The sequence below is a fragment of the Streptomyces sp. HSS9-12 genome, from assembly GCF_054963655.1.
Genome location: NZ_JBUEGC010000012.1, coordinates 1 through 26,269, shown reverse-complemented (window position 1 = coordinate 26,269; position 26,269 = coordinate 1). Strand labels below are relative to the sequence as shown.

At 67.4% G+C, this 26,269-nt stretch carries 24 protein-coding genes and 1 tRNA gene; 2 read left to right on the top strand and 23 right to left on the bottom strand.

What is annotated here, in order from left to right; genetic code table 11:
• Window positions 1-5: 5 nt before the first annotated feature.
• The 21 genes from rpsC to ACY34J_RS08675 all read right to left on the bottom strand — a co-directional run bounded on the left by rpsC (window position 6) and on the right by ACY34J_RS08675 (window position 22,291).
• Window positions 6-824: a 30S ribosomal protein S3 gene (gene rpsC, locus ACY34J_RS08775; protein WP_462726045.1), complete on the bottom strand. Its 819-nt coding sequence runs from the start codon at window positions 822-824 to the stop codon at window positions 6-8.
• The gene (gene rplV, locus ACY34J_RS08770; RefSeq protein WP_184818458.1) at window positions 824-1,171 is read right to left on the bottom strand and encodes a 50S ribosomal protein L22; all 348 of its coding nucleotides are present in this window, start codon (window positions 1,169-1,171) and stop codon (window positions 824-826) included. Before rplV ends, rpsC begins: the two co-directional genes overlap by 1 nt.
• A 46-nt stretch (window positions 1,172-1,217) precedes the next feature.
• Window positions 1,218-1,499 carry a 30S ribosomal protein S19 gene (gene rpsS / locus ACY34J_RS08765; RefSeq protein ID WP_462726046.1) on the bottom strand — a complete coding sequence of 94 codons (282 nt, stop codon included), beginning with the start codon at window positions 1,497-1,499 and terminating at the stop codon, window positions 1,218-1,220.
• An 11-nt stretch (window positions 1,500-1,510) separates the two neighbouring features.
• Window positions 1,511-2,347 (bottom strand): 50S ribosomal protein L2, encoded by an 837-nt coding sequence (gene rplB, locus ACY34J_RS08760; protein WP_462726047.1) that lies wholly within the window; start codon window positions 2,345-2,347, stop codon window positions 1,511-1,513.
• 40 nt (window positions 2,348-2,387) lie between these two features.
• Entirely contained in the window at window positions 2,388-2,729 is a 342-nt protein-coding gene (gene rplW, locus ACY34J_RS08755) for a 50S ribosomal protein L23 (protein WP_462726048.1), read from the bottom strand.
• On the bottom strand, window positions 2,729-3,412 hold the full coding sequence (gene rplD / locus ACY34J_RS08750; RefSeq protein WP_462726049.1) for a 50S ribosomal protein L4: 684 nt from the start codon (window positions 3,410-3,412) through the stop codon (window positions 2,729-2,731). Before rplD ends, rplW begins: the two co-directional genes overlap by 1 nt.
• Window positions 3,413-3,420: 8 nt before the next feature.
• Entirely contained in the window at window positions 3,421-4,065 is a 645-nt protein-coding gene (gene rplC / locus ACY34J_RS08745; RefSeq protein WP_462726050.1) for a 50S ribosomal protein L3, read from the bottom strand.
• A gap of 13 nt (window positions 4,066-4,078) precedes the next feature.
• Window positions 4,079-4,387, bottom strand: a complete 309-nt coding sequence (rpsJ, locus tag ACY34J_RS08740; protein WP_003948644.1) for a 30S ribosomal protein S10 — start codon at window positions 4,385-4,387, stop codon at window positions 4,079-4,081.
• Window positions 4,388-5,024: 637 nt separating this feature from the next.
• Window positions 5,025-6,218: an elongation factor Tu gene (gene tuf, locus ACY34J_RS08735; RefSeq protein ID WP_462726051.1), complete on the bottom strand. Its 1,194-nt coding sequence runs from the start codon at window positions 6,216-6,218 to the stop codon at window positions 5,025-5,027.
• A 212-nt stretch (window positions 6,219-6,430) separates the two neighbouring features.
• Window positions 6,431-8,551: an elongation factor G gene (fusA, locus tag ACY34J_RS08730; RefSeq protein ID WP_462726052.1), complete on the bottom strand. Its 2,121-nt coding sequence runs from the start codon at window positions 8,549-8,551 to the stop codon at window positions 6,431-6,433.
• 39 nt (window positions 8,552-8,590) lie between these two features.
• Window positions 8,591-9,061, bottom strand: a complete 471-nt coding sequence (gene rpsG, locus ACY34J_RS08725) for a 30S ribosomal protein S7 (protein WP_462726053.1) — start codon at window positions 9,059-9,061, stop codon at window positions 8,591-8,593.
• 2 nt (window positions 9,062-9,063) lie between these two features.
• The gene (gene rpsL / locus ACY34J_RS08720) at window positions 9,064-9,435 is read right to left on the bottom strand and encodes a 30S ribosomal protein S12 (protein WP_003948652.1); all 372 of its coding nucleotides are present in this window, start codon (window positions 9,433-9,435) and stop codon (window positions 9,064-9,066) included.
• A gap of 509 nt (window positions 9,436-9,944) precedes the next feature.
• Complete coding sequence (locus ACY34J_RS08715; protein ID WP_462726054.1) at window positions 9,945-13,844, bottom strand: DNA-directed RNA polymerase subunit beta'; 3,900 nt, start codon at window positions 13,842-13,844, stop codon at window positions 9,945-9,947.
• Between the two features lie 124 nt (window positions 13,845-13,968).
• Window positions 13,969-17,451 (bottom strand): DNA-directed RNA polymerase subunit beta, encoded by a 3,483-nt coding sequence (gene rpoB / locus ACY34J_RS08710; RefSeq protein ID WP_462726055.1) that lies wholly within the window; start codon window positions 17,449-17,451, stop codon window positions 13,969-13,971.
• 565 nt (window positions 17,452-18,016) lie between these two features.
• Entirely contained in the window at window positions 18,017-18,403 is a 387-nt protein-coding gene (gene rplL / locus ACY34J_RS08705; protein ID WP_462726056.1) for a 50S ribosomal protein L7/L12, read from the bottom strand.
• Between the two features lie 111 nt (window positions 18,404-18,514).
• Window positions 18,515-19,072 carry a 50S ribosomal protein L10 gene (gene rplJ / locus ACY34J_RS08700; protein WP_462726057.1) on the bottom strand — a complete coding sequence of 186 codons (558 nt, stop codon included), beginning with the start codon at window positions 19,070-19,072 and terminating at the stop codon, window positions 18,515-18,517.
• 408 nt (window positions 19,073-19,480) lie between these two features.
• On the bottom strand, window positions 19,481-20,206 hold the full coding sequence (rplA, locus tag ACY34J_RS08695) for a 50S ribosomal protein L1 (protein WP_462726058.1): 726 nt from the start codon (window positions 20,204-20,206) through the stop codon (window positions 19,481-19,483).
• Between the two features lie 77 nt (window positions 20,207-20,283).
• Complete coding sequence (gene rplK / locus ACY34J_RS08690) at window positions 20,284-20,721, bottom strand: 50S ribosomal protein L11 (RefSeq protein ID WP_462726059.1); 438 nt, start codon at window positions 20,719-20,721, stop codon at window positions 20,284-20,286.
• Between the two features lie 160 nt (window positions 20,722-20,881).
• Window positions 20,882-21,739 carry a transcription termination/antitermination protein NusG gene (gene nusG, locus ACY34J_RS08685; RefSeq protein ID WP_462726060.1) on the bottom strand — a complete coding sequence of 286 codons (858 nt, stop codon included), beginning with the start codon at window positions 21,737-21,739 and terminating at the stop codon, window positions 20,882-20,884.
• An 80-nt stretch (window positions 21,740-21,819) separates the two neighbouring features.
• Window positions 21,820-22,110 carry a preprotein translocase subunit SecE gene (secE, locus tag ACY34J_RS08680; RefSeq protein ID WP_462726061.1) on the bottom strand — a complete coding sequence of 97 codons (291 nt, stop codon included), beginning with the start codon at window positions 22,108-22,110 and terminating at the stop codon, window positions 21,820-21,822.
• Between the two features lie 108 nt (window positions 22,111-22,218).
• A tRNA-Trp gene (locus tag ACY34J_RS08675) sits at window positions 22,219-22,291 on the bottom strand.
• Window positions 22,292-22,508: 217 nt separating this feature from the next.
• Here ACY34J_RS08675 and ACY34J_RS08670 point away from each other — a divergent pair.
• Together ACY34J_RS08670 and ACY34J_RS08665 are read left to right on the top strand one after the other, a co-directional pair.
• On the top strand, window positions 22,509-23,771 hold the full coding sequence (locus ACY34J_RS08670; RefSeq protein ID WP_462726062.1) for a pyridoxal phosphate-dependent aminotransferase: 1,263 nt from the start codon (window positions 22,509-22,511) through the stop codon (window positions 23,769-23,771).
• 124 nt (window positions 23,772-23,895) lie between these two features.
• Entirely contained in the window at window positions 23,896-24,927 is a 1,032-nt protein-coding gene (locus ACY34J_RS08665; RefSeq protein WP_462726063.1) for an adenosine deaminase, read from the top strand.
• Here the strand turns inward: ACY34J_RS08665 and ACY34J_RS08660 are convergent.
• Both ACY34J_RS08660 and ACY34J_RS08655 read right to left on the bottom strand, forming a co-directional pair.
• Window positions 24,924-25,091: a hypothetical protein gene (locus tag ACY34J_RS08660; RefSeq protein ID WP_462726064.1), complete on the bottom strand. Its 168-nt coding sequence runs from the start codon at window positions 25,089-25,091 to the stop codon at window positions 24,924-24,926. The two genes, ACY34J_RS08665 and ACY34J_RS08660, sit on opposite strands and share 4 nt — an antisense overlap.
• A gap of 100 nt (window positions 25,092-25,191) precedes the next feature.
• Complete coding sequence (locus ACY34J_RS08655) at window positions 25,192-26,247, bottom strand: UDP-N-acetylmuramate dehydrogenase (protein WP_462726069.1); 1,056 nt, start codon at window positions 26,245-26,247, stop codon at window positions 25,192-25,194.
• Window positions 26,248-26,269: the final 22 nt, after the last annotated feature.

Sequence of the window (26,269 nt, the reverse complement as noted above, 5' to 3'; positions counted from 1 at the left end):
GACGGTCAGGCCTCCGTTCCGGTGGTCTCAGCCGGAGCGGCAGCGGTGGCCTCGGCCTTGGGGGCCTCGGCACCCGACTGCTGCTGCGGCTTGCGGCCGCGGCCGCCGCGCTCGCCACCGCGGCGCGGGCGCTCGTTGCCACCACGGGCCGGCCGCTGGCCGGCACGGGCGGCCGCGTTCTCGGCGCGGACCTCGGCGATGTTCTTGACGTCGCCCTTGTAGATCCAGACCTTCACGCCGATACGGCCGAAGGTCGTCTTGGCCTCGAAGAAGCCGTAGTCGACGTTCGCGCGGAGCGTGTGCAGGGGCACGCGGCCCTCGCGGTAGAACTCCGAGCGGGACATCTCGGCGCCGCCGAGACGGCCACCACACTGGATCTTGATGCCCTTGGCGCCGGCCTTCATCGTCGACTGCATGCTCTTGCGCATGGCACGACGGAAGGAGACGCGGGAGGACAGCTGCTCGGCGACGGCCTGCGCGACCAGCTGAGCGTCCGTCTCGGGGTTCTTGACCTCGAGGATGTTCAGCTGGACCTGCTTGCCGGTGAGCTTCTCCAGCTCGCCGCGGATGCGGTCGGCCTCCGCGCCGCGACGGCCGATGACGATGCCCGGCCGGGCGGTGTGGATGTCGACGCGGACACGGTCGCGGGTGCGCTCGATCTCCACCTTGGAGATACCGGCACGCTCCATGCCCTTCGTCATCATCCGGCGGATGGCGACGTCTTCCTTGACGTAGTCCTTGTAGAGCTTGTCGGCGTACCAGCGGGACTTGAAGTCCGTGGTGATGCCGAGCCGGAACCCGTGCGGGTTAACCTTCTGGCCCATTACCGGGTTCCTTCCTTGCTGCTGACGACCACGGTGATGTGGCTGGTCCGCTTGCGGATCCGGTAGGCGCGGCCCTGGGCGCGCGGACGGAACCGCTTCAGGGTCGGGCCCTCGTCCACGTAGGCCTCGGAGATGTAGAGGCTGTCGACGTCGGTGTGGTCGTAGTTGTGCGCGGCGTTGGCGATGGCGCTGTCCAGCACCTTGCCGACCGGCACGCTCGCGGCCTGCGGAGCGAATCGCAGGACCGCCTGAGCCTCCGTGGCATTCATGCCACGGATGAGGTCCACCACGCGGCGGGCCTTCATGGGCGTGACGCGGATGTACCGCGCCTGGGCCCTGGCTTCCATGGTTGTCCCTTCGGTGTCTGTCATCAGTCTTCGCTTGTTCCGCAGATCAGCGACGACGCGACTTGCGGTCGTCCTTCTCGTGGCCGCGGAAGGTGCGGGTCGGCGCGAACTCGCCGAGCTTGTGGCCGACCATCGACTCGGTGACGAACACCGGGATGTGCTTGCGGCCGTCGTGCACCGCGATCGTGTGGCCGAGCATGGCCGGGACGATCATCGAGCGGCGGGACCAGGTCTTGATGACGTTCTTGGTGCCTGCGTCGTTCTGTGTTTCCACCTTCTTGATGAGGTGGTCGTCGACGAAAGGCCCCTTCTTGAGACTGCGCGGCATCTGACCTGCTCCTAGCGCTTCTTGCCGGCCTTGCGGCGGCGGACGATGAGCTTGTTGCTGGCCTTCTTCGGCCGACGCGTACGCCCTTCCTTCTGACCCCACGGGGAGACCGGGTGGCGACCACCGGAGGTCTTGCCCTCACCACCACCGTGCGGGTGGTCAACCGGGTTCATGGCGACACCGCGGACGGTCGGGCGGACGCCCTTCCAGCGCATACGGCCGGCCTTGCCCCAGTTGATGTTCGACTGCTCGGCGTTGCCGACCTCGCCAACAGTGGCGCGGCAGCGGACGTCGACCAGCCGGACCTCACCGGACGGCATACGCAGGTGGGCGTAGGCGCCTTCCTTCGCCATCAGCTGCACGGAGGAACCGGCGGAGCGGGCGATCTTCGCACCGCCGCCGGGCCGCAGCTCGATGGCGTGCAGGGTCGTACCCACCGGGATGTTGCGCAGCGGGAGGTTGTTGCCCGGCTTGATGTCGGCCCCGGGGCCGTTCTCAATCCGGTCACCCTGGTTCAGCTTGGCCGGGGCCAGGATGTAGCGCTTCTCGCCGTCCGCGTAGTGCAGCAGGGCGATACGCGCGGTGCGGTTCGGGTCGTACTCGATGTGCGCGACCTTGGCCGGCACGCCGTCCTTGTCGTGACGGCGGAAGTCGATCACGCGGTACGCGCGCTTGTGGCCGCCACCCTGGTGGCGGACGGTCACACGACCGGCGTTGTTACGGCCGCCCTTGCTGTGCAGCGGGCGGACCAGCGACTTCTCCGGCTCGGACCGCGTGATCTCGACGAAGTCGGCGACGCTGGCGCCACGACGGCCCGGAGTCGTCGGCTTGTACTTGCGGATACCCATTTCTCAGTCCTCGTCCGATATCGGACGGCTCCTGTCTCCGTTAGGAGACCGGGCCGCCGAAGATGTCGATACGGTCGCCCTCGGCGAGGGTCACGATGGCGCGCTTGGTGTTGGCGCGCTTGCCGTAACCGGTGCGGGTGCGCTTGCGCTTGCCCTGCCGGTTGATCGTGTTGACCCCGGTGACCTTGACCGAGAAGACCGCCTCGACGGCCTGCTTGATCTGGGTCTTGTTGGCGCGCGGGTCGACGATGAACGTGTACTTGTTCTCGTCCAGCAGCGCGTAGCTCTTCTCCGAGACCACCGGCTTGAGCAGAACGTCACGGGGGTCCGTGAAGGTCTTGCTGGTGACCGCGGTCGCGTTGATGGCGGGTCCCTCGCTCATCAGGCGTTGCTCCCTTCGAGCTCGGCCTCGGAGGCGACGTCCGCAGACTTCGCAGCAGCCTTGGCCCGACCGGCCACGAAGCTCTCGAAGGCGGCCTTGGTGAAGACCACGTCGTCGGAGACGAGCACGTCGTACGTGTTCAGCTGGCCCGGCTCCAGGATGTGCACCTGGGGCAGGTTGCGGGCGGAGAGCCACGCGGCCTCGTCGGACCGGTCGGCGACCAGCAGCAGGTTCTTGCGCTCGCTGATCTTGCCGAACAGGGTCTTGGCGGCCTTGGTGGAGATCTCGCCCTCGACCACGCCGGTCACGACATGGATGCGGTTGTGGCGCGCCCGGTCGGAGAGGGCACCGCGCAGGGCGGCGGCCTTCATCTTCTTGGGGGTGCGCTGCGAGTAGTCACGCGGCACGGGACCGTGCACGGTGCCACCGCCGGCGAACTGCGGCGCGCGGGTCGAACCCTGGCGGGCGCGACCGGTGCCCTTCTGGCGGTACGGCTTCTTGCCACCGCCGCGGACCTCGCCGCGGGTCTTCGTCTTGTGCGTGCCCTGGCGGGCAGCGGCCAGCTGCGCGACAACGACCTGGTGGATCAGCGGAATGCTGACCTGCACGTCGAAGATCTCCGCGGGGAGCTCGACGGTCCCGGCCTTGTCGCCCGCCGGCGAAAGGATGTCAATGGTGCTCATCGGTTACCTCAGGCCCCCTTGGCCGCGGTACGGACCAGGACGAGGCCGCCGTTCGGACCAGGAACTGCGCCCTTGATGAGCAGCAGGCCCTTCTCCGCGTCAACGGCGTGGACGGTCAGGTTCTGGGTGGTGACCCGCTCGTTGCCCATGCGGCCGGCCATGCGCAGGCCCTTGAACACGCGGCCCGGGGTGGCGCAGCCACCGATGGAGCCGGGCGAGCGGTGCTTGCGCTGCGTGCCGTGACCGGCGCCGAGGCCACCAAAGCCGTGGCGCTTCATGACACCGGCGGTGCCCTTGCCCTTGCTCTTGCCGGTCACGTCGACCTTGACGCCGGCCTCGAACACCTCGGCGGTGATCTCCTGGCCGAGCGTGTACTCGCCGGCGTCGGCGGTACGCAGCTCCACCAGGTGGCGGCGCGGGGTGACGTCGGCCTTGGCGAAGTGGCCCTTGAGGGGCTTGTTCACCTTGCGCGGGTCGATCTCGCCGAAGGCGATCTGGACGGCGTCGTAGCCGTCGCTGTCAGCGGTGCGGACCTGGGTGACGACGTTCGGGCCGGCCTTGACGACGGTGACCGGGACGACGCGGTTGTTCTCGTCCCAGACCTGAGTCATGCCGAGCTTCTCGCCCAGGATGCCCTTGATCTGCTTAGCCATCTCGCGCGTCACCTCAGAGCTTGATCTCGATGTCGACGCCGGCCGGCAGGTCGAGACGCATCAGCGAGTCGACGGTCTTCGGCGTGGGGTCGAGGATGTCGATGAGGCGCTTGTGGGTACGCATCTCGAAGTGCTCGCGCGAGTCCTTGTACTTGTGCGGCGACTTGATGACGCAGTACACGTTCTTCTCAGTGGGCAGCGGCACCGGGCCCGCGACCGACGCACCAGTACGCGTCACCGTCTCGACGATCTTCTTCGCCGAGGAGTCGATGACCTCGTGGTCGTAGGCCTTGAGCCGGATGCGGATCTTCTGTCCCGCCATGGCTACTTCGTAGTCCTGTCTCTCGTAACGCTCTGGGACCCGGAAGGCCGTGCCCTCGTGGTGAAAGCAGCGCCTCCTCCGACCCACGCGGTCGGGCGTGTCGCAACCCCACCAAGAGGTTTCCCAAAGAGAGATTCCCTGCCGGGGGGCGCGGCATAAGACCGCTGGAGCGGGGGAGAAACCCGCCGGGTGCCTGGCCGGCGCCCCGCTGACGCTTCCCGGAAGATTCCCGTACTTCCGCCTCTGATAAGAGGCGACGAGTACTGTGGGACTCGCTTCCGGTCCTCCCGGCGGGAGGCGCGCAGCATCGGCACTCAACCGAGCAACCTGGACAGTGTGCCACACGATGGACGGCGAAGGCCAATCGGGCCCCAACTGTCAAGCGGGCCACCCCGGCTGATGGGGCGAGCGAGCCAAACGGTGCGCGGCTGTCGAATGGGAGCGGGGCACCTCCCAGCGGTAGTCCCCCTGGGCCTGACGGCCCGGGTGGGGGTACCCCCAGCGGTAGCTGGGGGTACCCCCAGGGGGAGCCCGGAGGCGAACCGAGCCTGAATGAGGCGGGAGCCCCGCCCACCTGACGGTGGGGCGGGGCTCCTCTCAGCCGCTCTGTCGAGCTACCGGGTCAGCCGGTCGTCAATTACTTGACGATCTTGGTGACCTGGCCGGCGCCAACGGTCCGGCCACCCTCACGGATGGCGAACTTCAGGCCCTCCTCCATGGCGACCGGCTGGATCAGCTGGACGGACATGGTGGTGTTGTCGCCCGGCATGACCATCTCGGTGCCCTCGGGGAGGGTCACGACACCGGTCACGTCAGTCGTACGGAAGTAGAACTGCGGGCGGTAGTTGTTGAAGAACGGGGTGTGGCGGCCACCCTCGTCCTTCGACAGGATGTAGGCCTGGGCCTCGAACTCGGTGTGCGGGGTGACGGTGCCCGGCTTGATGATGACCTGGCCGCGCTCGACATCCTCGCGCTTGATGCCACGGAGGAGCAGACCGACGTTCTCACCGGCCTGGCCCTCGTCGAGGAGCTTCCGGAACATCTCGATGCCGGTGACCGTGGTCTTGGTCTTCTGCTCCTTGATGCCGATGATCTCGACCTCCTCGTTGACCTTGAGGAGACCGCGCTCGATACGGCCGGTGACGACCGTACCGCGACCGGTGATGGTGAAGACGTCCTCGATCGGCATGAGGAACGGCTTGTCGACGTCACGCTCCGGGGTCGGAATGTTCTCGTCGACGGCCTTCATCAGCTCGAGGAGCTTCTCGCTCCACTCCTTGTCGCCCTCAAGGGCCTTGAGCGCGGAGACGCGGACGACCGGAACGTCGTCGCCCGGGAACTCGTACTCGGTCAGGAGCTCACGGACCTCGAGCTCGACGAGCTCCAGGATCTCCTCGTCGTCCACCATGTCGGCCTTGTTCAGGGCGACAACGATGTACGGAACGCCGACCTGGCGGGCCAGGAGCACGTGCTCCTTGGTCTGCGGCATCGGGCCGTCGGTGGCGGCGACCACGAGGATGGCGCCGTCCATCTGCGCCGCACCGGTGATCATGTTCTTGATGTAGTCCGCGTGACCGGGGCAGTCAACGTGGGCGTAGTGACGCGACTCGGTCTGGTACTCGACATGCGCGATGGAGATGGTGATACCGCGCTGGCGCTCCTCAGGAGCCTTGTCGATCTGGTCGAAGGCCGAGGCCTCGTTCAGGTCCGGGTACGCCTCGTGCAGCACTCGGGTGATCGCCGCGGTAAGAGTGGTCTTACCGTGGTCAATGTGACCGATGGTGCCGATGTTGACGTGCGGCTTAGTCCGCTCGAACTTCGCCTTCGCCACTGGGGGTCCTCCTGTGGACTGGTGCTGTACACCACCCGCGCTTTGCGGATGGCTTCAGGTGGTCTTTTCGAAACGACCAGGACCCCGAGGGGGACGCCCTTGGCCGTATTCGCTTACGGGCCGGCCGTGGGGCCCGCCGCAGAACCGGTGAGCGGTCTGCGACGGAATGCCCCAATGCCTTTGCTCCAGCCTAATGGGTGGGCAACGAGGTGTTACTCGCCCTTGGCCTTCGCGATGATCTCCTCGGCGACGTTCTTCGGAACCTCGGCGTAGGAGTCGAACTGCATGGAGTAGCTGGCACGGCCGGACGTCTTGCTGCGCAGGTCGCCGACGTAGCCGAACATCTCCGACAGCGGAACCAGGCCGGTGACCAGCTTGGCGCCGGACCTGTCCTCCATGGACTGGATCTGTCCACGGCGGGAGTTGATGTCGCCGATCACATCGCCCATGTAGTCCTCGGGCGTGGTGACCTCGACCTTCATCATCGGCTCGAGCAGGGCCGGGCTGGCCTTGCGGGCGGCCTCCTTGAAGGCCATCGAACCGGCGATCTTGAAGGCCATCTCGGAGGAGTCGACCTCGTGGTACGCACCGTCGAGAAGCCGGACCCGGACGCCGGTCAGCGGGTAGCCGGCCAGCACACCGAACTCCATGGCCTCCTGGCAGCCCGCGTCCACGGAAGGAATGTATTCCTTCGGGATACGGCCACCGGTGACCTCGTTGACGAACTCGTATCCGTCGCCCTCGAGCGGCTCGAGCGCGATGATGACGCGACCGAACTGACCGGAACCACCGGTCTGCTTCTTGTGCGTGTACTCGTGCTTCTCGACCGGCTTGCGCAGGGTCTCGCGGTACGCGACCTGCGGCTTGCCGACGTTGGCCTCGACCTTGAACTCGCGGCGCATGCGGTCCACCAGGATGTCCAGGTGGAGCTCGCCCATGCCGGCGATGATGGTCTGGCCGGTCTCCTCGTCTGTCTTGACCCGGAAGGACGGGTCCTCCTCGGCGAGGCGCTGGATGGCAGTGCCCAGCTTCTCCTGGTCGCCCTTCGACTTCGGCTCGATGGCGACCTCGATGACCGGGGCCGGGAATTCCATCGACTCCAGGATCACCGGGTTCGCCGGGTCGCAGAGGGTCTCACCCGTGGTGGTCTGCTTCAGACCCATGACGGCGACGATGTCACCGGCACCCACCGAGTCGATCTCCGTACGCTTGTTCGCGTGCATCCGGTAGATCTTGCCGATGCGCTCCTTGCGGCCCTTCACCGAGTTCTGCACCTGGTCGCCGGAGCTCAGGCGGCCGGAGTAGACACGGATGAAGGTGAGCTTGCCCAGGTGCGGGTCGCTCGCGATCTTGAATGCCAGCGCTGCCAGCGGCTCGTCCTCCGACGGCCTGCGCTTGATGGTCTCGTCGGGGTCGTTGACGGCCTGACCCTCGATCGCATCGATGTCGATCGGCGACGGCAGGTAGCGCACGACCGCGTCGAGCAGGGGCTGAACGCCCTTGTTCTTGAACGCCGTACCGCAGAACACCGGCGTGACCGTCGTGCCGGTCCTGCCGGTCGAGGCGAGGGTGATACGGCGGATCGCCGCATAGAGCTGCTCCTCGCTGGGCTCCTGGCCCTCGAGGTACAGCTCCATCATCTCGTCGTCGTTCTCGGCGACGGTCTCGAGGAGCTTGCCGCGCCACTCGTCGGCCGCCTCGACGTGCGTGTCGGGGATGTCGACGACGTCGTACGCCTCACCGAGCGCGGTGTCGGCAGACCACACGAGCGCCTTCATGCGGACCAGGTCCACGACGCCCTTGAAGTCTGCCTCGGCACCGATCGGCAGCTGCATGACCAGCGGCACGGCACCGAGGCGGCTGTCGATCATGTCGACGCAGCGGTGGAACTCGGCACCGGTGCGGTCGAGCTTGTTGACGAAGCAGATGCGGGGCACGCCATAGCGGTTGGCCTGGCGCCACACCGTCTCGGACTGCGGCTCGACACCGGCCACACCATCGAAGACGGTGATGGCTCCGTCGAGGACACGGAGGTTGCGCTCCACCTCGACGGTGAAGTCCACGTGGCCGGGGGTGTCGATGATGTTGATGGTGTGATCGACGTTTTCGAGCGGCCAGTGACAGGTCGTCGCGGCCGACGTGATCGTGATGCCGCGCTCCTGCTCCTGCTCCATCCAGTCCATCGTGGCGGCGCCGTCGTGGACCTCACCGATCTTGTAGGAGACGCCGGTGTAGTACAGGATCCGCTCGGTGGTGGTCGTCTTGCCCGCGTCGATGTGGGCCATGATCCCGATGTTGCGGACCCTGGCCAGGTCAAGTGAAGTGGTGGCCATGTGGCTCAGTCTTCTCTCGGATCTCGATGGGGGTAGCGACTACCAGCGGTAGTGCGCGAAGGCCTTGTTGGACTCGGCCATCTTGTGGGTGTCCTCGCGGCGCTTGACGGAGGCGCCCAGACCGTTGCTGGCGTCCAGCAGCTCGTTCATCAGGCGCTCGGTCATGGTCTTCTCGCGACGGGCGCGGGAGTAGCCCACGAGCCAGCGCAGCGCGAGGGTGGAGGAGCGGCCGGGGCGGACCTCGACCGGCACCTGGTAGGTGGCGCCACCAACACGACGGGAGCGGACCTCGAGGGTCGGCTTCACGTTCTCCAGGGCGCGCTTGAGCGTGATGACCGGGTCGTTGCCGGTCTTCTCGCGCAGGCCCTCCATGGCGCCGTAGACGATGCGCTCGGCGGTGGAGCGCTTGCCGTTCAGCAGCACCTTGTTGATGAGCGAGGTGACCAGAGGAGAGCCGTAGACCGGGTCGACGATGACCGGGCGCTTCGGGGCGGGGCCCTTACGAGGCATGCTTACTTCTCCTTCTTGGCGCCGTAACGGCTGCGGGCCTGCTTGCGGTTCTTGACACCCTGGGTGTCGAGCGAGCCACGGATGATCTTGTAGCGAACACCCGGCAGGTCCTTCACACGGCCACCGCGCACGAGCACGATGGAGTGCTCCTGCAGGTTGTGTCCCTCACCCGGAATGTACGCGGTGACCTCGATCCCGCTGGTCAGACGCACACGCGCGACCTTACGCAGGGCCGAGTTCGGCTTCTTCGGGGTGGTCGTGAACACGCGCGTGCAGACGCCGCGGCGCTGAGGGGAACCCTCGAGTGCGGGCGTCTTGTTCTTCTCGACCTTGTCCTGCCGGCCCTTGCGGACCAGCTGCTGGATCGTAGGCACCGTATCTCCGGTTTCTGTGTGCCAGTCTCGGTAAAGCTAACCTGGGGCTTGCTCCGACCCACGCGGTCGGGTGTGTCGCAAACCCCATACGTCCCCGCAAGGCGGAATGTGTGTATGTGGTCGGCGATTCGGCCTCGGTATCCCGTGCGGACAACTGCACGCACGAGAACCCGGGCACACCCCAGGCACAAGGTCTGAGCGTACCTACCTCATCGAGTCCGGTCAAAACAAATGCCGTGCATCTCGACACGCCGGTCATCACACCCCCGTCACGCGATACCGGGGGGGGGCGGCGATTCAGCCGTCCCGGGGCTGTGCGAACCGCGTTCTCCGGACATGGACCGCCGTGTCGAGGAGCGGGGGCTGCATGGCGGCCGCCACCGAACTCGGCGATCTGCACGCACATCGGCGGACACCTCCAGCCCTGCCCCCGGTCGCAGCGCTGAGCCCCGGTCACGCCGAAGGGCGGCCACCCCTCGCGGGGTGACCGCCCTCGTCAGACGTACGCCTTACTGGTTGTACGGGCCGTAGTCGTAGTCCTCCAGCGGAACCGCCTGGCCGGAGCCCGTGCCGAAGGGCGAGTAGTCGATGTCGTCGTAACCGACGGCCGAGTACATCGCGGCCTTCGCCTCCTCGGTCGGCTCGACCCGGATGTTGCGGTAGCGGGACAGGCCCGTACCGGCCGGGATGAGTTTACCGATGATCACGTTCTCCTTGAGGCCGATCAGGGAGTCCGACTTGGCGTTGATCGCCGCGTCGGTGAGCACCCGGGTCGTCTCCTGGAAGGACGCCGCCGACAGCCAGGACTCGGTCGCCAGCGAGGCCTTGGTGATACCCATCAGCTGCGGACGGCCGGAGGCCGGGTGGCCGCCTTCCTGAACCACACGACGGTTCTCGGCCTCGAAGCGCGAGCGCTCCACGAGCTCGCCCGGCAGCAGCTCGGCGTCGCCGGACTCGATGATCGTCACCCGGCGCAGCATCTGCCGGATGATGATCTCGATGTGCTTGTCGTGGATCGACACACCCTGCGAGTTGTAGACCTTCTGGACCTCGCCGACCAGGTGGACCTGGACAGCCCGCTGGCCGAGGATGCGCAGCACGTCGTGCGGGTTGACGGCACCCACGGTCAGCGGCTGGCCGACCTCGACGTGGTCGCCCTCGCCCACCAGCAGACGGGCTCGCTTGGAGACCGCGTACGAGGTCTCGTCGGAGCCGTCGTCGGGGGTGACGATGACCTTCTTGGTCTTCTCCGTCTCCTCGATGCGGACCCGGCCGGACGCCTCGCTGATCGGGGCCACACCCTTCGGGGTACGGGCCTCGAAGAGCTCGACGACACGCGGCAGACCCTGCGTGATGTCCTCACCGGCCACACCACCGGTGTGGAAGGTACGCATCGTCAGCTGGGTACCGGGCTCACCGATGGACTGGGCGGCGATGATGCCGACGGCCTCACCGATGTCCACCAGCTTGCCGGTGGCCAGCGAACGGCCGTAGCACATGGCGCAGGTGCCCACCGCCGACTCACAGGTGAGGACCGAGCGGGTCTTGACCGTCTCGACCCCGTGCCGCACGAGCTCGTCGATGAGCACGTCGCCCAGGTCGGTACCGGCCGGGGCCAACACCTTGCCGTCGACGACGATGTCCTCGGCGAGGCAGCGCGCGTACACGCTGGTCTCGACGTTCTCGGCCTTGCGCAGCACGCCGTCGGCGCCCCTGGCCGCGATCTCCAGCTTCAGACCGCGGTCGGTGCCACAGTCCTCCTCGCGGATGATCACGTCCTGAGAGACGTCCACCAGACGACGGGTCAGGTAACCGGAGTCGGCGGTACGCAGGGCGGTGTCGGCGAGACCCTTACGGGCACCGTGGGTGGAGATGAAGTACTCCAGCACGGTCAGACCCTCACGGAACGACGCCTTAATGGGCCGCGGGATGGTCTCGTTCTTCGCGTTGGACACAAGCCCTCGCATACCCGCGATCTGACGCATCTGCATCATGTTTCCGCGAGCACCCGAGTTGACCATCATGAAGATCGGGTTGGTCTTCGGGAAGTTCACGGTCATCGCCTCGGCGACCTCGTTGGTCGCCTTGGTCCAGATCGCGATGAGCTCCTGCGTGCGCTCGTCCTTGGTGATCAGACCGCGCTCGTACTGCTTCTGGACCTTCTCGTCCTGCGCCTCGTAGCCGGCGATGATCTCCTTCTTCGCCTCGGGCACGACGACATCGGAGATCGCGACGGTGACGCCGGAGCGGGTGGCCCAGTAGAAGCCGGCCGCCTTCAGGTTGTCGAGCGTCGCCGCCACGATGACCTTCGGGTAGCGCTCCGCGAGGTCGTTGACGATCTCGGAGAGCTGCTTCTTGCCCACCGAGTAGTCGACGAACGGGTAGTCCTCGGGCAGCAGCTCGTTGAACAGCGCACGGCCCAGCGTGGTGCGCAGCGTGAAGCTGTCACCGGGCTGCCACTCGGGCTCGCCCTCCTCCGGCGCCGGCGGGGTCCAGCCGCGCGGCGGGACGGTGCCGATCGGGAAGCGGATGTCGACCTTCGCCTGGAGCGAGAGCTCGCGGGCGTCGAACGCCATGATCGCCTCGGCGACCGAGGAGAAGGACCGGCCCTCACCCTTGATGTCCCGCTCCTCCTCGTCGGTGGTCAGGAAGAACAGGCCCAGCACCATGTCCTGGGTCGGCATGGTCACCGGACGGCCGTCGGCCGGCTTGAGGATGTTGTTCGAGGACAGCATCAGGATGCGAGCCTCGGCCTGGGCCTCCGCGGACAGCGGCAGGTGCACGGCCATCTGGTCACCGTCGAAGTCCGCGTTGAACGCGGTGCAGACGAGCGGGTGAATCTGAATGGCCTTGCCCTCGACCAGCTGCGGCTCGAAGGCCTGGATGCCCAGACGGTGCAGCGTCGGTGCACGGTTCAGCAGCACCGGGTGTTCGGCGATGACCTCTTCCAGCACGTCGTACACGACCGTACGGCCGCGCTCGACCATGCGCTTGGCCGACTTGATGTTCTGCGCGTGGTTGAGGTCCACCAGGCGCTTCATCACGAACGGCTTGAAGAGCTCCAGCGCCATGGCCTTCGGCAGGCCGCACTGGTGCAGCTTGAGCTGCGGGCCGACGACGATGACGGAACGGGCCGAGTAGTCGACACGCTTACCGAGCAGGTTCTGACGGAACCGGCCCTGCTTACCCTTCAGCATGTCGCTGAGGGACTTCAGCGGGCGGTTGCCGGGGCCTGTGACCGGGCGGCCGCGGCGGCCGTTGTCGAACAGCGCGTCGACGGCCTCCTGCAGCATCCGCTTCTCGTTGTTCACGATGATCTCGGGCGCACCGAGGTCAAGGAGACGCTTGAGGCGGTTGTTGCGGTTGATGACGCGGCGGTACAGGTCGTTCAGGTCGGAGGTCGCGAAGCGGCCACCGTCCAGCTGCACCATCGGACGCAGGTCCGGCGGGATCACCGGGACGCAGTCCAGCACCATGCCCTTGGGGCTGTTGGACGTCTGCAGGAACGCGGAGACGACCTTGAGCCGCTTCAGGGCACGGGTCTTCTTCTGGCCCTTGCCGGTGCGGATGATCTCGCGGAGCTTCTCGGCCTCTTCCTCGAGGTTGAAGGTCTCCAGGCGCTTCTGCAGAGCAGCCGCACCCATCGAACCGTCGAAGTAGGTGCCGAAGCGGTCGCGCAGCTCGCGGTAGAGCAGCTCGTCGCCCTCCAGGTCCTGGACCTTGAGGTTCTTGAACCGGTTCCACACCTCGTCGAGCCGGTCGAGCTCGCGCTGCGCACGGTCACGCAGCTGCTTCATCTCCCGCTCGGCACCCTCACGCACCTTGCGGCGCGCGTCGGCCTTGGCGCCCTCGGCCTCGAGCTCGGCCAGGTCGGCCTCGAGCTTCTTGGCGCGGGCCTCCAGGTCGGCGTCGCGGCGCTGCTCGATCTGCTGGCGCTCGACGGAGACATGGGCCTCCAGCGACGGCAGGTCGTGCGTACGGCGCTCCTCGTCCACCCACGTGATCATGTAGGCGGCGAAGTAGATGACCTTCTCCAGGTCCTTCGGGGCGAGGTCGAGCAGGTAGCCCAGCCGCGACGGAACGCCCTTGAAGTACCAGATGTGGGTCACGGGTGCGGCCAGCTCGATGTGTCCCATCCGCTCACGGCGCACCTTGGCGCGGGTGACCTCGACACCGCAGCGCTCACAGATGATGCCCTTGAAGCGGACGCGCTTGTACTTGCCGCAGTAGCACTCCCAGTCCCGGGTCGGGCCGAAGATCTTCTCGCAGAAGAGGCCGTCCTTTTCGGGCTTGAGGGTGCGGTAGTTGATGGTCTCCGGCTTCTTGACCTCGCCGTGGGACCACTGACGGATGTCGTCAGCAGTGGCGAGACCGATCCGCAGCTCGTCGAAGAAGTTGACGTCGAGCACTTGTCGTCAATCCCTCTTTCGGGGGTCGTGCCCCTCGCGTCAGCGAGATGAGGGGCGCTTTATCAGGTCTGTCGGGGTCCGGGGTTAGCCGGGGCCGTGGTTCACACGGCCCCGGCCAGACCCGTCAGACCTCTTCAACGCTGCTCGGCTCACGCCGGGACAGGTCGATACCGAGCTCTTCCGCGGCGCGGAAGACGTCCTCGTCGGTGTCACGCATCTCGATGGACATGCCGTCACTGGACAGCACCTCCACGTTGAGGCACAGGGACTGCATCTCCTTGATGAGCACCTTGAAGGACTCGGGGATGCCGGGCTCGGGGATGTTCTCGCCCTTGACGATCGCCTCGTAGACCTTCACACGGCCGGTGACGTCGTCGGACTTGATGGTCAGCAGCTCCTGGAGGGCGTACGCGGCGCCGTAAGCCTCCAGCGCCCACACCTCCATCTCGCCGAAGCGCTGGCCACCGAACTGAGCCTTACCGCCCAGCGGCTGCTGGGTGATCATCGAGTACGGACCGGTGGAGCGGGCGTGCAGCTTGTCGTCCACCAGGTGGTGCAGCTTGAGGATGTACATGTAGCCGACCGAGATCGGGTCCGGGAACGGCTCACCGGAGCGGCCGTCGAACAGCCGCGCCTTACCGGACGGCAGCACCAGCCGGTCGCCGTCGCGGTTGGGGACCGTCGCCTCGAAGAGGCCGGCGATCTCGTCCTCGCGGGCGCCGTCGAACACCGGGGTGGCGACGTTGGTGCCCGGGGCGACCTCGTCGGCGCCGATCGCCTGGAGGCGCTTCATCCAGTCTGCATCACCCTCGACCTTCCAGCCCTGGGAGGCGAGCCAGCCCAGGTGGATCTCGAGGACCTGTCCCGGGTTCATCCGGGACGGGACACCGAGCGGGTTGAGGATGATGTCGACCGGGGTGCCGTCCTCCAGGAACGGCATGTCCTCGACCGGCAGGATCTTGGAGATGACGCCCTTGTTGCCGTGGCGGCCGGCGAGCTTGTCACCGTCGGTGATCTTGCGCTTCTGCGCCACGTAGACGCGGACCAGCTGGTTCACGCCCGGCGGCAGCTCGTCGCCCTCCTCGCGGTCGAAGACGCGGACGCCGATGACCTTGCCGGTCTCGCCGTGCGGCACCTTCAGCGAGGTGTCACGGACCTCACGGGCCTTCTCACCGAAGATCGCGCGGAGCAGGCGCTCCTCGGGGGTCAGCTCGGTCTCACCCTTCGGGGTGACCTTGCCGACGAGGATGTCGCCCGCGACGACCTCGGCACCGATGCGGATGATGCCGCGCTCGTCGAGGTCGGCGAGGACCTCCTCGGAGACGTTCGGGATGTCCCGGGTGATCTCCTCGGGGCCGAGCTTGGTGTCACGGGCGTCGACCTCGTGCTCCTCGATGTGGATCGAGGAGAGGACGTCGTCCTGCACCAGGCGCTGGCTGAGGATGATCGCGTCCTCGTAGTTGTGGCCCTCCCACGGCATGAACGCCACGAGCAGGTTCTTGCCCAGCGCCATCTCACCGTTCTGGGTGGACGGACCGTCGGCGAGGACCTGGCCCTCGACGACCCGCGCGCCCTCGTCCACGATCACCTTCTGGTTGAAGGAGGTGCCCTGGTTGGAGCGGCTGAACTTCGCCACCCGGTAGGTGGTGTACGTGGCGTCGTCGTTGGCGACGGTGATGTAGTCCGCGGAGACCTCCTGGACCACACCGGCCTTCTCGGCCCGGATGACATCGCCGGCGTCCACCGCGGAGCGGTACTCCATGCCGGTGCCGACCAGCGGCGACTCGGCCTGGATGAGCGGCACGGCCTGGCGCATCATGTTCGAGCCCATGAGCGCGCGGTTGGCGTCGTCGTGCTCGAGGAAGGGGATCATGGCGGTCGCGACCGACACCATCTGGCGCGGCGAGACGTCCATGTAGTCCACCTCGTCGCCGGCGACGTAGTCGACCTCACCGCCACGGCGGCGGACCAGGACGCGGTCCTCGGCGAAGTGGTTGTCGTCCGTCAGCGGCGCGTTGGCCTGGGCGATGACGAAGCGGTCTTCCTCGTCCGCGGTGAGGAAGTGCACCTCTTCGGTGACCAGGCCGTTCTCGACCTTGCGGTACGGGGTCTCGACGAAGCCGAACGCGTTGACCCGGCCGTACGTCGCGAGCGAGCCGATCAGACCGATGTTCGGGCCCTCAGGCGTCTCGATCGGGCACATGCGGCCGTAGTGCGACGGGTGCACGTCACGGACCTCGAAGCCCGCCCGCTCACGGGACAGACCGCCCGGACCCAGCGCAGACAGACGGCGCTTGTGGGTCAGACCCGACAGCGGGTTGGTCTGGTCCATGAACTGGGACAGCTGGCTGGTGCCGAAGAACTCCTTGATGGAGGCGACGACCGGCCGGATGTTGATCAGGGTCTGCGGCGTGATCGCCTCGACGTCCTGGGTGGTCATCCGCTCACGGACGACGCGCTCCATCCGGGCCAGGCCGGTACGGACCTGGTTCTGGATGAGCTCGCCGACGTTGCGCAGCCGGCGGTTGCCGAAGTGGTCGATGTCATCGGTCTCGACCACGATCGACTGGCCGCTGGCGCCGACCGCCTCGGTCTCGCCGGCGTGCAGCTTGACCAGGTACTTGATGGTGGCGATCACGTCGTCGACGGTGAGCACACCGGCGTCGAGCGGCTGGTCCCCGCCGAGCTTCTTGTTCAGCTTGTAGCGGCCGACCTTGGCGAGGTCGTAGCGCTTGGGGTTGAAGTAGAGGTTCTCCAGCAGGGTCTGGGCGGCCTCACGGGTCGGCGGCTCGCCCGGACGCAGCTTGCGGTAGATGTCCAGCAGCGCATCGTCCTGGCCCTGGGTGTGGTCCTTCTCCAGGGTGGCGCGCATGGACTCGTACTCGCCGAACTCCTCCAGGATCTGCTCGTTGGTCCAGCCGAGCGCCTTGAGGAGGACGGTCACGGACTGCTTGCGCTTGCGGTCGATACGGACACCGACCATGTCGCGCTTGTCGATCTCCATCTCCAGCCAGGCACCGCGAGACGGAATGATCTTGGCGGAGAAGATGTCCTTGTCGGACGTCTTGTCGATGGAGCTGTCGAAGTAGACGCCGGGCGAGCGGACCAGCTGGGACACCACGACACGCTCGGTGCCGTTGATGACGAAGGTGCCCTTGTTGGTCATGAGCGGGAAGTCACCCATGAAGACCGTCTGAGACTTGATCTCACCGGTCTCGTTGTTGGTGAATTCCGCGGTGACGAACAGCGGAGCCGCGTAGGTGAAATCGCGCTCCTTGCACTCGTCAATGGAGTTCTTCGGAGGCTCGAAGCGGTGGTCGCGGAACGTGAGCGACATCGACCCGGAGAAGTCCTCGATCGGGGAGATCTCTTCGAAGATCTCTTCCAGACCGGACTTGGTGGGGACGTCCTCTCCACGCTCCAGGGCCGCCTCGACGCGAGCCTTCCAGGCAGCGTTGCCGAGCAGCCAGTCAAAGCTCTCGGTTTGCAGCGCAAGGAGGTTCGGAACCTCGAGGGGCTCCTTGATCTTCGCAAAGGAGATGCGCAGCGGGGCTGTGCTGGCACCGTTGTTCGTATTGGCAGTCGAGGCGTTGCGCGAGGCGGCCAAGAGGGGGTCCTTCCGAGGGCTCGGACTCACTACGCGCGTACCGGTCCCAGCCGAACACACGGGTAGAAATCCCTGGTCAGGGAAGTTCGTTCAGTAATGTTCGAACATGGGCATGCCCCTGGTGACGGGCAGGGAGCAGCTAACAGGCAGCGCAAAGGGTCAGTGTAGCCACATGGCCCACTGATGTCCAGAGCAGAATTCCGGAGACCGGCCGAGTGGCACGATCCCTCCGGGAGGGGTGTGCCCCTCGTTGTTGTTCCACGTTGTCGACGCCTGCCGCAAGGATTCCCTCTTCGTCTGCGATCCATGCCTCGGATCTTGGATCGGTGTGACGACGCGTCCTGAGAATTGCGCGCTGCTTGCCGTTCGTCAAGGCCTCTACCCTCGGACCCTGCGAATCTGCGCCTGGCATGTGTGGCTTCCCAGGGGCCCGCAGGCCAGGCAACGAAGATCACCATACCCGCCACTGCGCCGCGGGCCCAGCACCCGGTGCGGGAACGCCCGAGGGCGATCACCCGTACGGGTGATCGCCCTCGGCACAACCGAGTCAGATGACTCGAAAGGGTCACTTGACCTCGACAGAGGCGCCGGCACCCTTGAGGGCCTCGGCGGCCTTGTCGGCCTGCTCCTTGTTGACCTTCTCCAGGACCGGCTTCGGGGTGCCGTCGACCAGGTCCTTGGCCTCCTTCAGGCCCAGCGAGGTCAGCTCCCGCACGACCTTGATGACCTGGATCTTCTTGTCGCCCGCACCGGTGAGGACGACGTCGAACTCGTCCTTCTCCTCGGCAGCGGCCTCGGCCGGGGCGCCCGGGGCACCGGCGGCGGCAACGGCGACCGGAGCGGCGGCGGTGACGTCGAACTTCTCCTCGAAGGCCTTCACGAACTCGGAGAGCTCGATGAGGGTCATCTCCTCGAACTGCGCAAGCAGGTCTTCCTGGCTGAGCTTCGCCATGATGGCGGTCCTTCCACTAATTCGGCTGGTGCCGGATGTACTGCGTTCTGTTGGGCGGGCGTGCGCCTTGCGGCGTTACTTCGTAGTCGGCCCGCTGGAGAGCGGGAGTGATTACTCCGCGCTCTCGGCGGGAGCCGGCTCGCCGGCACCGCCCTGCTCGGCCTGCTTGGCACGCAGCGCGTCCACGGTGCGGACGAGCTTCGAGGGCAGGGCCTGGAAGACCGCGGCAGCCTGGGACTGCTTGGCCTTCATGGCACCCGCCAGCTTGGCGAGCAGCACCTCGCGGGACTCGAGGTCCGCGAGCTTCTTGATGTCGTCAGCGGACAGCGCCTTGCCTTCGAAGACGCCGCCCTTGATGACGAGCGCAGGGTTCTCCTTGGCGAAGTCACGGAGACCCTTCGCCGCCTCGACCGGGTCACCGGTCACAAAGGCGACGGCCGACGAACCCACGAGGTGTTCGTCGAGCACAGCGATCCCGGCCTCCTTGGCCGCGATCTTGGTCAGCGTGTTCTTCACCACACGGTACTGAGCGTTCTCACCGAGCGAACGGCGCAGCTGCTTGAGCTGTGCGACGGTAAGACCGGTGTACGCGGTCACGACAGCGGCGTTGGAGTTACGGAACTTGTCCGTGATCTCCTCGACGGCTGCGACCTTGTCGGGCCTCGCCATGAGCCTCGGCCTCCTTCCGGGTGATGATCCTCGACTGACCTTCCGATCAGCCTCGCGTCGCCTAACCGCCCGGATCGGGCACGCAAAGAAGGAGACTCGTCCCAAAACGAAACGCCCCGATGCAGGCGCACGGGGCGTGACTCGACCGCATGGACCCACCAGGGCCCCTGCGGGAGATTCATCCTCATTCGCCTGCACCGGCCGTCCGCGTCGCGGATCCTTCGGCCACCGCGTACCGATCAGGCACACAGCAACGACCAGCGGTCTTTGGCTACCGCAAGAGAGTACGGCCACCCCTTGCGCGCATGCAAATCGATCAGCGGCGCGGCCTGCCCCCAGACAGGAAGGGCCCCGCACCTCTCGAGGAGGTACGGGGCCCAGCGCCTGCGAGCGCTATCGCTGTCCGGATCAGACGGCGACAGCGTCCTCCTCGACGAGGAGGTTGCGCGTGCGGTTGGCGTCCACCGGGATGCCGGGGCCCATCGTGGTGGTGATGGTGGCCTTCTTGATGTAGCGGCCCTTCGCGGCGGACGGCTTCAGGCGGAGGACCTCCTCCAGCGCCGCGCCGTAGTTCTCCACCAGCTTGGTCTCGTCGAAGGAGACCTTGCCGATGATGAAGTGCAGGTTCGCGTGCTTGTCGACACGGAACTCGATCTTGCCGCCCTTGATGTCGCTGACGGCCTTGGCGACATCCGGGGTGACCGTGCCGGTCTTCGGGTTCGGCATCAGGCCACGGGGACCGAGCACGCGGCCCAGGCGGCCGACCTTGCCCATGAGGTCCGGGGTGGCGACGACGGCGTCGAAGTCCAGACGGCCCTTGGAGACCTCGTCGATCAGCTCGTCGGCGCCGACGATGTCGGCGCCCGCGGCACGCGCGGCCTCGGCACGGTCACCGGTCGCGAAGACCAGGACCCGGGCGGTCTTACCGGTGCCGTGCGGAAGGTTCACGGTGCCACGGACCATCTGGTCGGCCTTGCGCGGGTCGACACCCAGGCGGAAGGCAACCTCGACGGTCGCGTCGAACTTGGTGGTGGAGGTCTCCTTCGCCAGACGGACGGCCTCGAGCGGGGCGTACGCACGCTCCCGGTCGACCTTGGCGTCCGCAGCGCGGAGAGTCTTGCTGCGCTTGCTCACTGCTACTCCTGCGTTGTGTCGGAGTTGTGGTGCGGGCCGAGCAGGCCCTTCCACAGCTGGTGCTACGGGGGGTGGAATCAGCCCTCGACCGTGACGCCCATGGAGCGGGCGGTGCCGGCGATGATCTTCTCGGCGGCGTCCAGGTCGTTGGCGTTCAGGTCGGGCATCTTGGTGGTGGCGATCTCGCGGACCTGGTCGCGGGTGATCTTGGCGACCTTGGTCTTGTGCGGCTCGCCGGAGCCCTTCTCCACGCCCGCGGCCTTGAGGATCAGCTTCGCGGCCGGCGGAGTCTTGGTGATGAAGGTGAAGGATCGGTCCTCGTAGACCGTGATCTCCACCGGCACGACCATGCCTCGCTGCGACTCGGTCGCGGCGTTGTAGGCCTTGCAGAACTCCATGATGTTGACGCCGTGCTGGCCCAGCGCGGGGCCGACCGGCGGAGCCGGGTTCGCGGCGCCGGCCTGGATCTGGAGCTTGATCAGCCCCGTGACCTTCTTCTTCTTCTTGGGAGGCATGCTCTCTCCGGGTCCTAATGAGAGTTGTTTCGCGCTCCGGTCCGTTGCTCCGGACGGAGGCATACCGCACAACGATAGCGGTTAGGGCTGTGCGGCCGAAAACCGGGCAGGTCAGTCCCCCAGCGTGAGAGGCCTGACCTGCCCGGACGTATGGAGTCGATCAGTTCTTCTGGATCTGGTCGAAGCTCAGCTCGACCGGGGTCTCGCGACCGAAGATCTCGACGAGGCCCTTGACCTTCTTCGAGTCGGCGTTGATCTCGTTGATCGTCGCCTGCAGGGTCGCGAACGGGCCGTCGGTGACCGTGACCGAGTCGCCGACCTCGAAGTCCAGCACCTGGACCTCGACCTTGCGGCTGGGCGCCGGCAGGCCGGCCTCTTCGGCGGCGGCCTTGGCAGCCTTGGCCTCGGCCTCCGGAGCGAGCATCTTGACGATCTCGTCCAGGGTCAGCGGGTACGGGTCGTAGGCGTTGCCGACGAAGCCGGTGACGCCGGGCGTGTTGCGCACGACGCCCCAGGACTCGTTCGTCAGGTCCATGCGCACCAGCACATAGCCGGGGAGCTTGTTCTGGCGGACGGTACGGCGGTCGCCGTTCTTGATCTGGACGACCTCTTCCTGCGGCACCTCGGCCTGGAAGATGTAGTCCTCCACGTTCAGCGAGACGGCACGCTGCTCGAGGTTGGTCTTCACGCGGTTCTCGTAGCCCGCGTAGGTGTGGATCACGTACCACTCGCCGGGGAGGCTGCGCAGCTCCTCGCGAAGGGCCTCGACCGGGTCGACCGGAGTCTCCTCCGCCTCGGCCGCAGCCTCATCCTCGACACGCAGCGCGGCTTCCTCGGCCGGTACGCCCGCTTCGGCGTCGGCGGCCTCGGTCCGGTCGACCTCGTCGGCCGCCTCGACGATGTCGAGCGCGGTGTCGTCGTCGACCGTCTCCGGTGCAGCCTCGGCCGAGTCGGCCGTCGCCGCAGCCTCTTCGCCCTCGACGGGCTCGATGGCGTCGTTCAGGTTCGGGTCAGACACGGTGGCTGCTTCTTCCTGGCTTCAAGGGGTGGAACTGGCGAAGGGGCGCCGCACGGGGCGCCCTCCGCGGGACCGTAGGACTATCCGAAGACGTACTTGACGGCCTCGGAGAATCCCCAGTCAATCACGGTCACAAGGCCGATCATGATGACAACGAAGACAATCACCACGGTGGTGTACGTCGTGAGCTGGCTGCGCGTCGGCCAGACGACCTTCCGCAGCTCGGCGACGATCTGGCGGTAGAAGAGCGCGAGCCGGGCCAGCGGGCCCTTCTTGCCTCGCTTGCCTCCGCGACGGCCCTTCTTGGCCGCCACCTCGTCCTCGGGACGACCGCTCTCAGGCGTCGCGGTGGAGCCAAGGGCTTCCGTCACTCGTCCTCACCTGAATCCGGGTCGTGGCCGTGCGCGCCCGGCCCGGCCGCACGGCGATGCATTGCAGTACGTACTTTTGCGCACACATCCTGGCGAAGATGCGTGTAGCAGGGCCGGAGGGACTTGAACCCCCAACCGCTGGTTTTGGAGACCAGTGCTCTACCAATTGAGCTACGACCCTTTGTGTTTCCCCCAACGTACCGCATCCGCCCGGGTGCACGGTGTGTGCGGGGGTGATGCGGCCCCTCAGGGCCAACGACGCATGAGTGTACGTGTTCTGCGGCCCAGCGTCGAACAGGAACGGGGTCGGGCCTCTTGGCTCACCTCATCCGGGGAGCGATCCGCCCGCCCGCGGAACTCATATGCGACTTCGGATTCCGGTCTGGGACGATGCAGGTATGACCGCTGCAACTCCTCCCGCACAGTCCACACGCGACCGACGGGTGTCGGCCCGTATCGGCGCGATCTCCGAGTCCGCGACCCTCGCCGTCGATGCCAAGGCCAAGGCCCTCAAGGCGGCCGGCCGCCCTGTGATCGGCTTCGGCGCCGGTGAGCCCGACTTCCCCACGCCCGACTACATCGTCGAGGCTGCGGTCGAGGCCTGCCGCAACCCCAAGTACCACCGCTACACCCCCGCCGGCGGTCTGCCCGAGCTCAAGGCCGCCATCGCCGCCAAGACGCTGCGCGACTCCGGCTACGAGGTCGACCCCGCGCAGATCCTGGTCACCAACGGCGGGAAGCAGGCGATCTACGAAGCCTTCGCCGCGATCCTCGACCCGGGCGACGAGGTCATCGTCCCCGCCCCGTACTGGACCACCTACCCCGAGTCGATCCGCCTCGCCGGCGGCGTGCCGGTGGAGGTCGTCGCCGACGAGACGACCGGCTACCGGGTCAGCGTCGAGCAGCTGGAGGCCGCTCGTACGGACCGGACCAAGGTCGTGCTGTTCGTCTCCCCGTCCAACCCGACAGGTGCGGTGTACTCGCGCGAGCAGGTCGAGGCGATCGGCCGCTGGGCCGCCGAGCACGGCCTGTGGGTGCTGACCGACGAGATCTACGAACACCTGGTCTACGGCGACGCCGCCGCGCGCGCCGGCGCCGAAGGACAGAGCTCCTCGCTGCCGGTACTCGTGCCGGAGCTGCGGGACAAGTGCATCGTCGTCAACGGCGTGGCCAAGACCTACGCGATGACCGGCTGGCGCGTGGGATGGATCATCGGCCCGAAGGATGTGGTCAAGGCCGCGACCAACCTCCAGTCGCACGCCACCTCCAACGTCTCGAACGTGGCGCAGGCCGCCGCGATCGCCGCCGTCTCCGGTGACCTGACGGCCGTCGAGGAGATGAAGGTCGCCTTCGACCGGCGCCGGCGCACCATCGTGCGGATGCTCAACGAGATCGACGGCGTGGTGTGCCCGGAGCCGGAGGGCGCGTTCTACGCCTATCCGTCGGTCAAGGGCCTGCTCGGCAAGGAGATCCGCGGCAAGCGCCCGCAGACCAGCGTGGAGCTGGCGGAGGTCATCCTGGAGGAGGCCGAGGTCGCGGTCGTCCCGGGCGAGGCCTTCGGCACGCCGGGCTACCTCAGGCTGTCCTACGCGCTCGGCGACGAGGACCTGGTCGAGGGTGTCTCGCGGCTGCAGAAGCTGCTCGGTGAGGCCCAGGCCTGACCTGGCGTTCTCCGCCTGATACGGGCCTCCGGCTTCGGCCGGGGGCCCGTATGTGTTTTCGGGCAAGCCCTCGTTCAGCGGAAAGGCCTACCGGCCGCAGCGGATCGTACGGCAGGATCTTGCAATGCTGCGTAACGTCCGTCTGCTGCCGAAAGCCCATCTGCATCTGCACTTCACCGGGTCGATGCGGCCCAGCACACTGCTGGAGCTCGCTGACAAGTACGGCGTCCATCTGCCCGAGGCCCTGATGGGCGGCGAGCCCCCCAAGCTGCGGGCGACCGACGAGCGCGGATGGTTCCGCTTCCAGCGGCTGTACGACATCGCGCGCTCCTGTCTGCGCTCCCCCGAGGACATCCAGCGGCTGGTGCGGGAGGCCGCCGAGGAGGACGTCCGGGACGGCTCGCAGTGGCTGGAGATCCAGGTCGACCCCACCTCGTACGCGCCCCGGCTCGGCGGGCTGATTCCGGCCCTGGAGATCATCCTCGACGCGGTGGAGGCCGCGTCCCGGGACACCGGGCTCGGGATGCGGGTGCTGATCGCCGCGAACCGTACGCGGCACCCGCTGGACGCGCGCACGCTGGCGCGCCTGGCCGTGCGGTACGCCGACCGGGGTGTGGTGGGGTTCGGGCTGTCGAACGACGAGCGGCGCGGGCTGGCAAGGGACTTCGACCGGGCGTTCGCGATCGCGCGGGACGCGGGGCTGCTGGCGGCCCCGCACGGCGGCGAGCTGGCGGGGCCCAGCAGCGTCCGGGACTGCCTGGACGACCTGGACGCCGGGCGGATCGGGCACGGCGTACGCGCGGCCGAGGACCCGCGGCTGCTACGGAAGCTCGCCGAACGCGGGGTGACCTGCGAGGTGTGCCCGGCCTCGAACGTGGCGCTGGGCGTATACGACAAGCCGGAGGACGTACCGCTGCGCACGCTGTACGAGGCCGGGGTGCCGATGGCCCTGGGCGCGGACGACCCGCTGCTGTTCGGCTCGCGGCTGGCGGCCCAGTACGAGATCGCGCGCAAGCACCACGCCTTCACAGACGGGGAGCTGGCCGAGCTGGCCCGGCAGTCCGTGCGAGGATCCCGCACGCCGCAGGACGTCCGGAACCGGATGCTGGCCGGAATCGACGCCTGGCTGGCCGACGGCGAGGCGGACAGGGCCTAGCCGATAACGGCCATGACCGCGCGGGCGACGGCTGCCGCGAAGTCGTCCACCGGCTCAGCCGCCGCCTCGCCGGAGAACTGGGCGAGGAAGGCCCGCCGTACCGGCACGCGCTGGGCGGGAAGGTGCCGGGCGGCCTCACGATCGCGCGCGCCGACCCGGCGCATGCGCTGCTCATGCTGCTGGACGATCCGGCGACCGTGAAGCGGGTCGTCGGAGTGGCCTACTGAGAGCCTGGCGGAACTGAGAGCCTGGCGGAACGAACTGCTACAGGCTGACGCCGACCGTCACCGGCTCGTTGACCAGGGCGACGCCGAACGCCGCGTGGACGCCGTCCCGGACCTCGCGGGCGAGCGCGAGCAGGTCCTCGGTCGTGGCCTGGCCGCGGTTGGTGAGCGCGAGGGTGTGCTTGGTCGAGATCCGGGCCGGGCCGCTGCCGTACCCCTTGGTGAAGCCCGCCTTGTCGATCAGCCAGGCCGCGGAGGTCTTGATGTGCCCGTCGCCCGCCGGATAGCCGGGAGGCGTCACATCAGGGCCGAGGCGGTCCCGGACACGGTCGAGAAAGGCGGCGTGCTCGGCGGCACTGAGGACCGGGTTGGTGAAGAAGGAGCCCGCGGACCAGGTGTCGTGGTCGTCCGGATCGAGCACCATGCCCTTGCCCGCGCGCAGCTTGAGGACGGTCTCCCGGGCCAGCGCCGCGGGAACGCGGTCTCCGGTCTCGACGCCGAGGGCGCGGGCCACCTCCGCGTATCGCACGGGGGCCGACAGGCCGCCCGCGTCCTCCAGCGCGAAGCGCACCCGCAGGACGACGTGGCGGGACGGGTCGGCCTTGAACCGGCTGTGGCGGTAGGAAAACTCGCAGTCGGCGTTCGGGATGGTGACGGTCTCGTCCGCGCGCCGGTCGTACGCGACGACCTCGGTGATCGTCGAGGAGACCTCCTGGCCGTACGCGCCGACGTTCTGGATCGGGGTTGCACCGGCGGAGCCGGGGATCCCGGAAAGGCATTCGATCCCGGCCAGGCCGGCTTCGACGGTGCGGGCGACGGCGTCGGTCCACACCTCGCCCGCGGCGAGCTCCAGCTGCGTACTGTCCAGGTCGAAGCCCTGGGTCGCGATGCGCAGGGCGGTGCCCTCGAAGCCCTTGTCGCCGATGACCAGATTGCTGCCGCCGCCGATGATCAGCAGCGGGGTGCCGGTGGCGTCCGCCTCACGGACCACGGCGACCACCTCGTCGTCGGTGGTTGCGGTGATAAGGCGGGTGGCGGGGCCACCGAGACGGAAGGTCGTCAGCGGGGCCAGCGGGGCGTCATGGAGTTCCTGCACGCGCTCAAGACTACGAGAGCGG

What these genes read in the sequence shown, in the direction of transcription:
- rplK (WP_462726059.1), bottom strand. Translation starts at nt 20,721, where the DNA reads ATGCCTCCCAAGAAGAAGAAGAAGGTCACGGGGCTGATCAAGCTCCAG.
- ACY34J_RS08670 (WP_462726062.1), top strand. Translation starts at nt 22,509, where the DNA reads ATGACCGCTGCAACTCCTCCCGCACAGTCCACACGCGACCGACGGGTG.
- rplV (WP_184818458.1), bottom strand. Translation starts at nt 1,171, where the DNA reads ATGGAAGCCAGGGCCCAGGCGCGGTACATCCGCGTCACGCCCATGAAG.
- rplJ (WP_462726057.1), bottom strand. Translation starts at nt 19,072, where the DNA reads ATGGCGAGGCCCGACAAGGTCGCAGCCGTCGAGGAGATCACGGACAAG.
- rpsS (WP_462726046.1), bottom strand. Translation starts at nt 1,499, where the DNA reads ATGCCGCGCAGTCTCAAGAAGGGGCCTTTCGTCGACGACCACCTCATC.
- rplL (WP_462726056.1), bottom strand. Translation starts at nt 18,403, where the DNA reads ATGGCGAAGCTCAGCCAGGAAGACCTGCTTGCGCAGTTCGAGGAGATG.
- rplW (WP_462726048.1), bottom strand. Translation starts at nt 2,729, where the DNA reads ATGAGCGAGGGACCCGCCATCAACGCGACCGCGGTCACCAGCAAGACC.
- rpsG (WP_462726053.1), bottom strand. Translation starts at nt 9,061, where the DNA reads ATGCCTCGTAAGGGCCCCGCCCCGAAGCGCCCGGTCATCGTCGACCCG.
- rplB (WP_462726047.1), bottom strand. Translation starts at nt 2,347, where the DNA reads ATGGGTATCCGCAAGTACAAGCCGACGACTCCGGGCCGTCGTGGCGCC.
- fusA (WP_462726052.1), bottom strand. Translation starts at nt 8,551, where the DNA reads ATGGCCACCACTTCACTTGACCTGGCCAGGGTCCGCAACATCGGGATC.
- rplD (WP_462726049.1), bottom strand. Translation starts at nt 3,412, where the DNA reads ATGAGCACCATTGACATCCTTTCGCCGGCGGGCGACAAGGCCGGGACC.
- ACY34J_RS08665 (WP_462726063.1), top strand. Translation starts at nt 23,896, where the DNA reads ATGCTGCGTAACGTCCGTCTGCTGCCGAAAGCCCATCTGCATCTGCAC.
- rpsC (WP_462726045.1), bottom strand. Translation starts at nt 824, where the DNA reads ATGGGCCAGAAGGTTAACCCGCACGGGTTCCGGCTCGGCATCACCACG.
- ACY34J_RS08660 (WP_462726064.1), bottom strand. Translation starts at nt 25,091, where the DNA reads ATGCGCCGGGTCGGCGCGCGCGATCGTGAGGCCGCCCGGCACCTTCCC.
- rplC (WP_462726050.1), bottom strand. Translation starts at nt 4,065, where the DNA reads ATGGCTAAGCAGATCAAGGGCATCCTGGGCGAGAAGCTCGGCATGACT.
- rpsJ (WP_003948644.1), bottom strand. Translation starts at nt 4,387, where the DNA reads ATGGCGGGACAGAAGATCCGCATCCGGCTCAAGGCCTACGACCACGAG.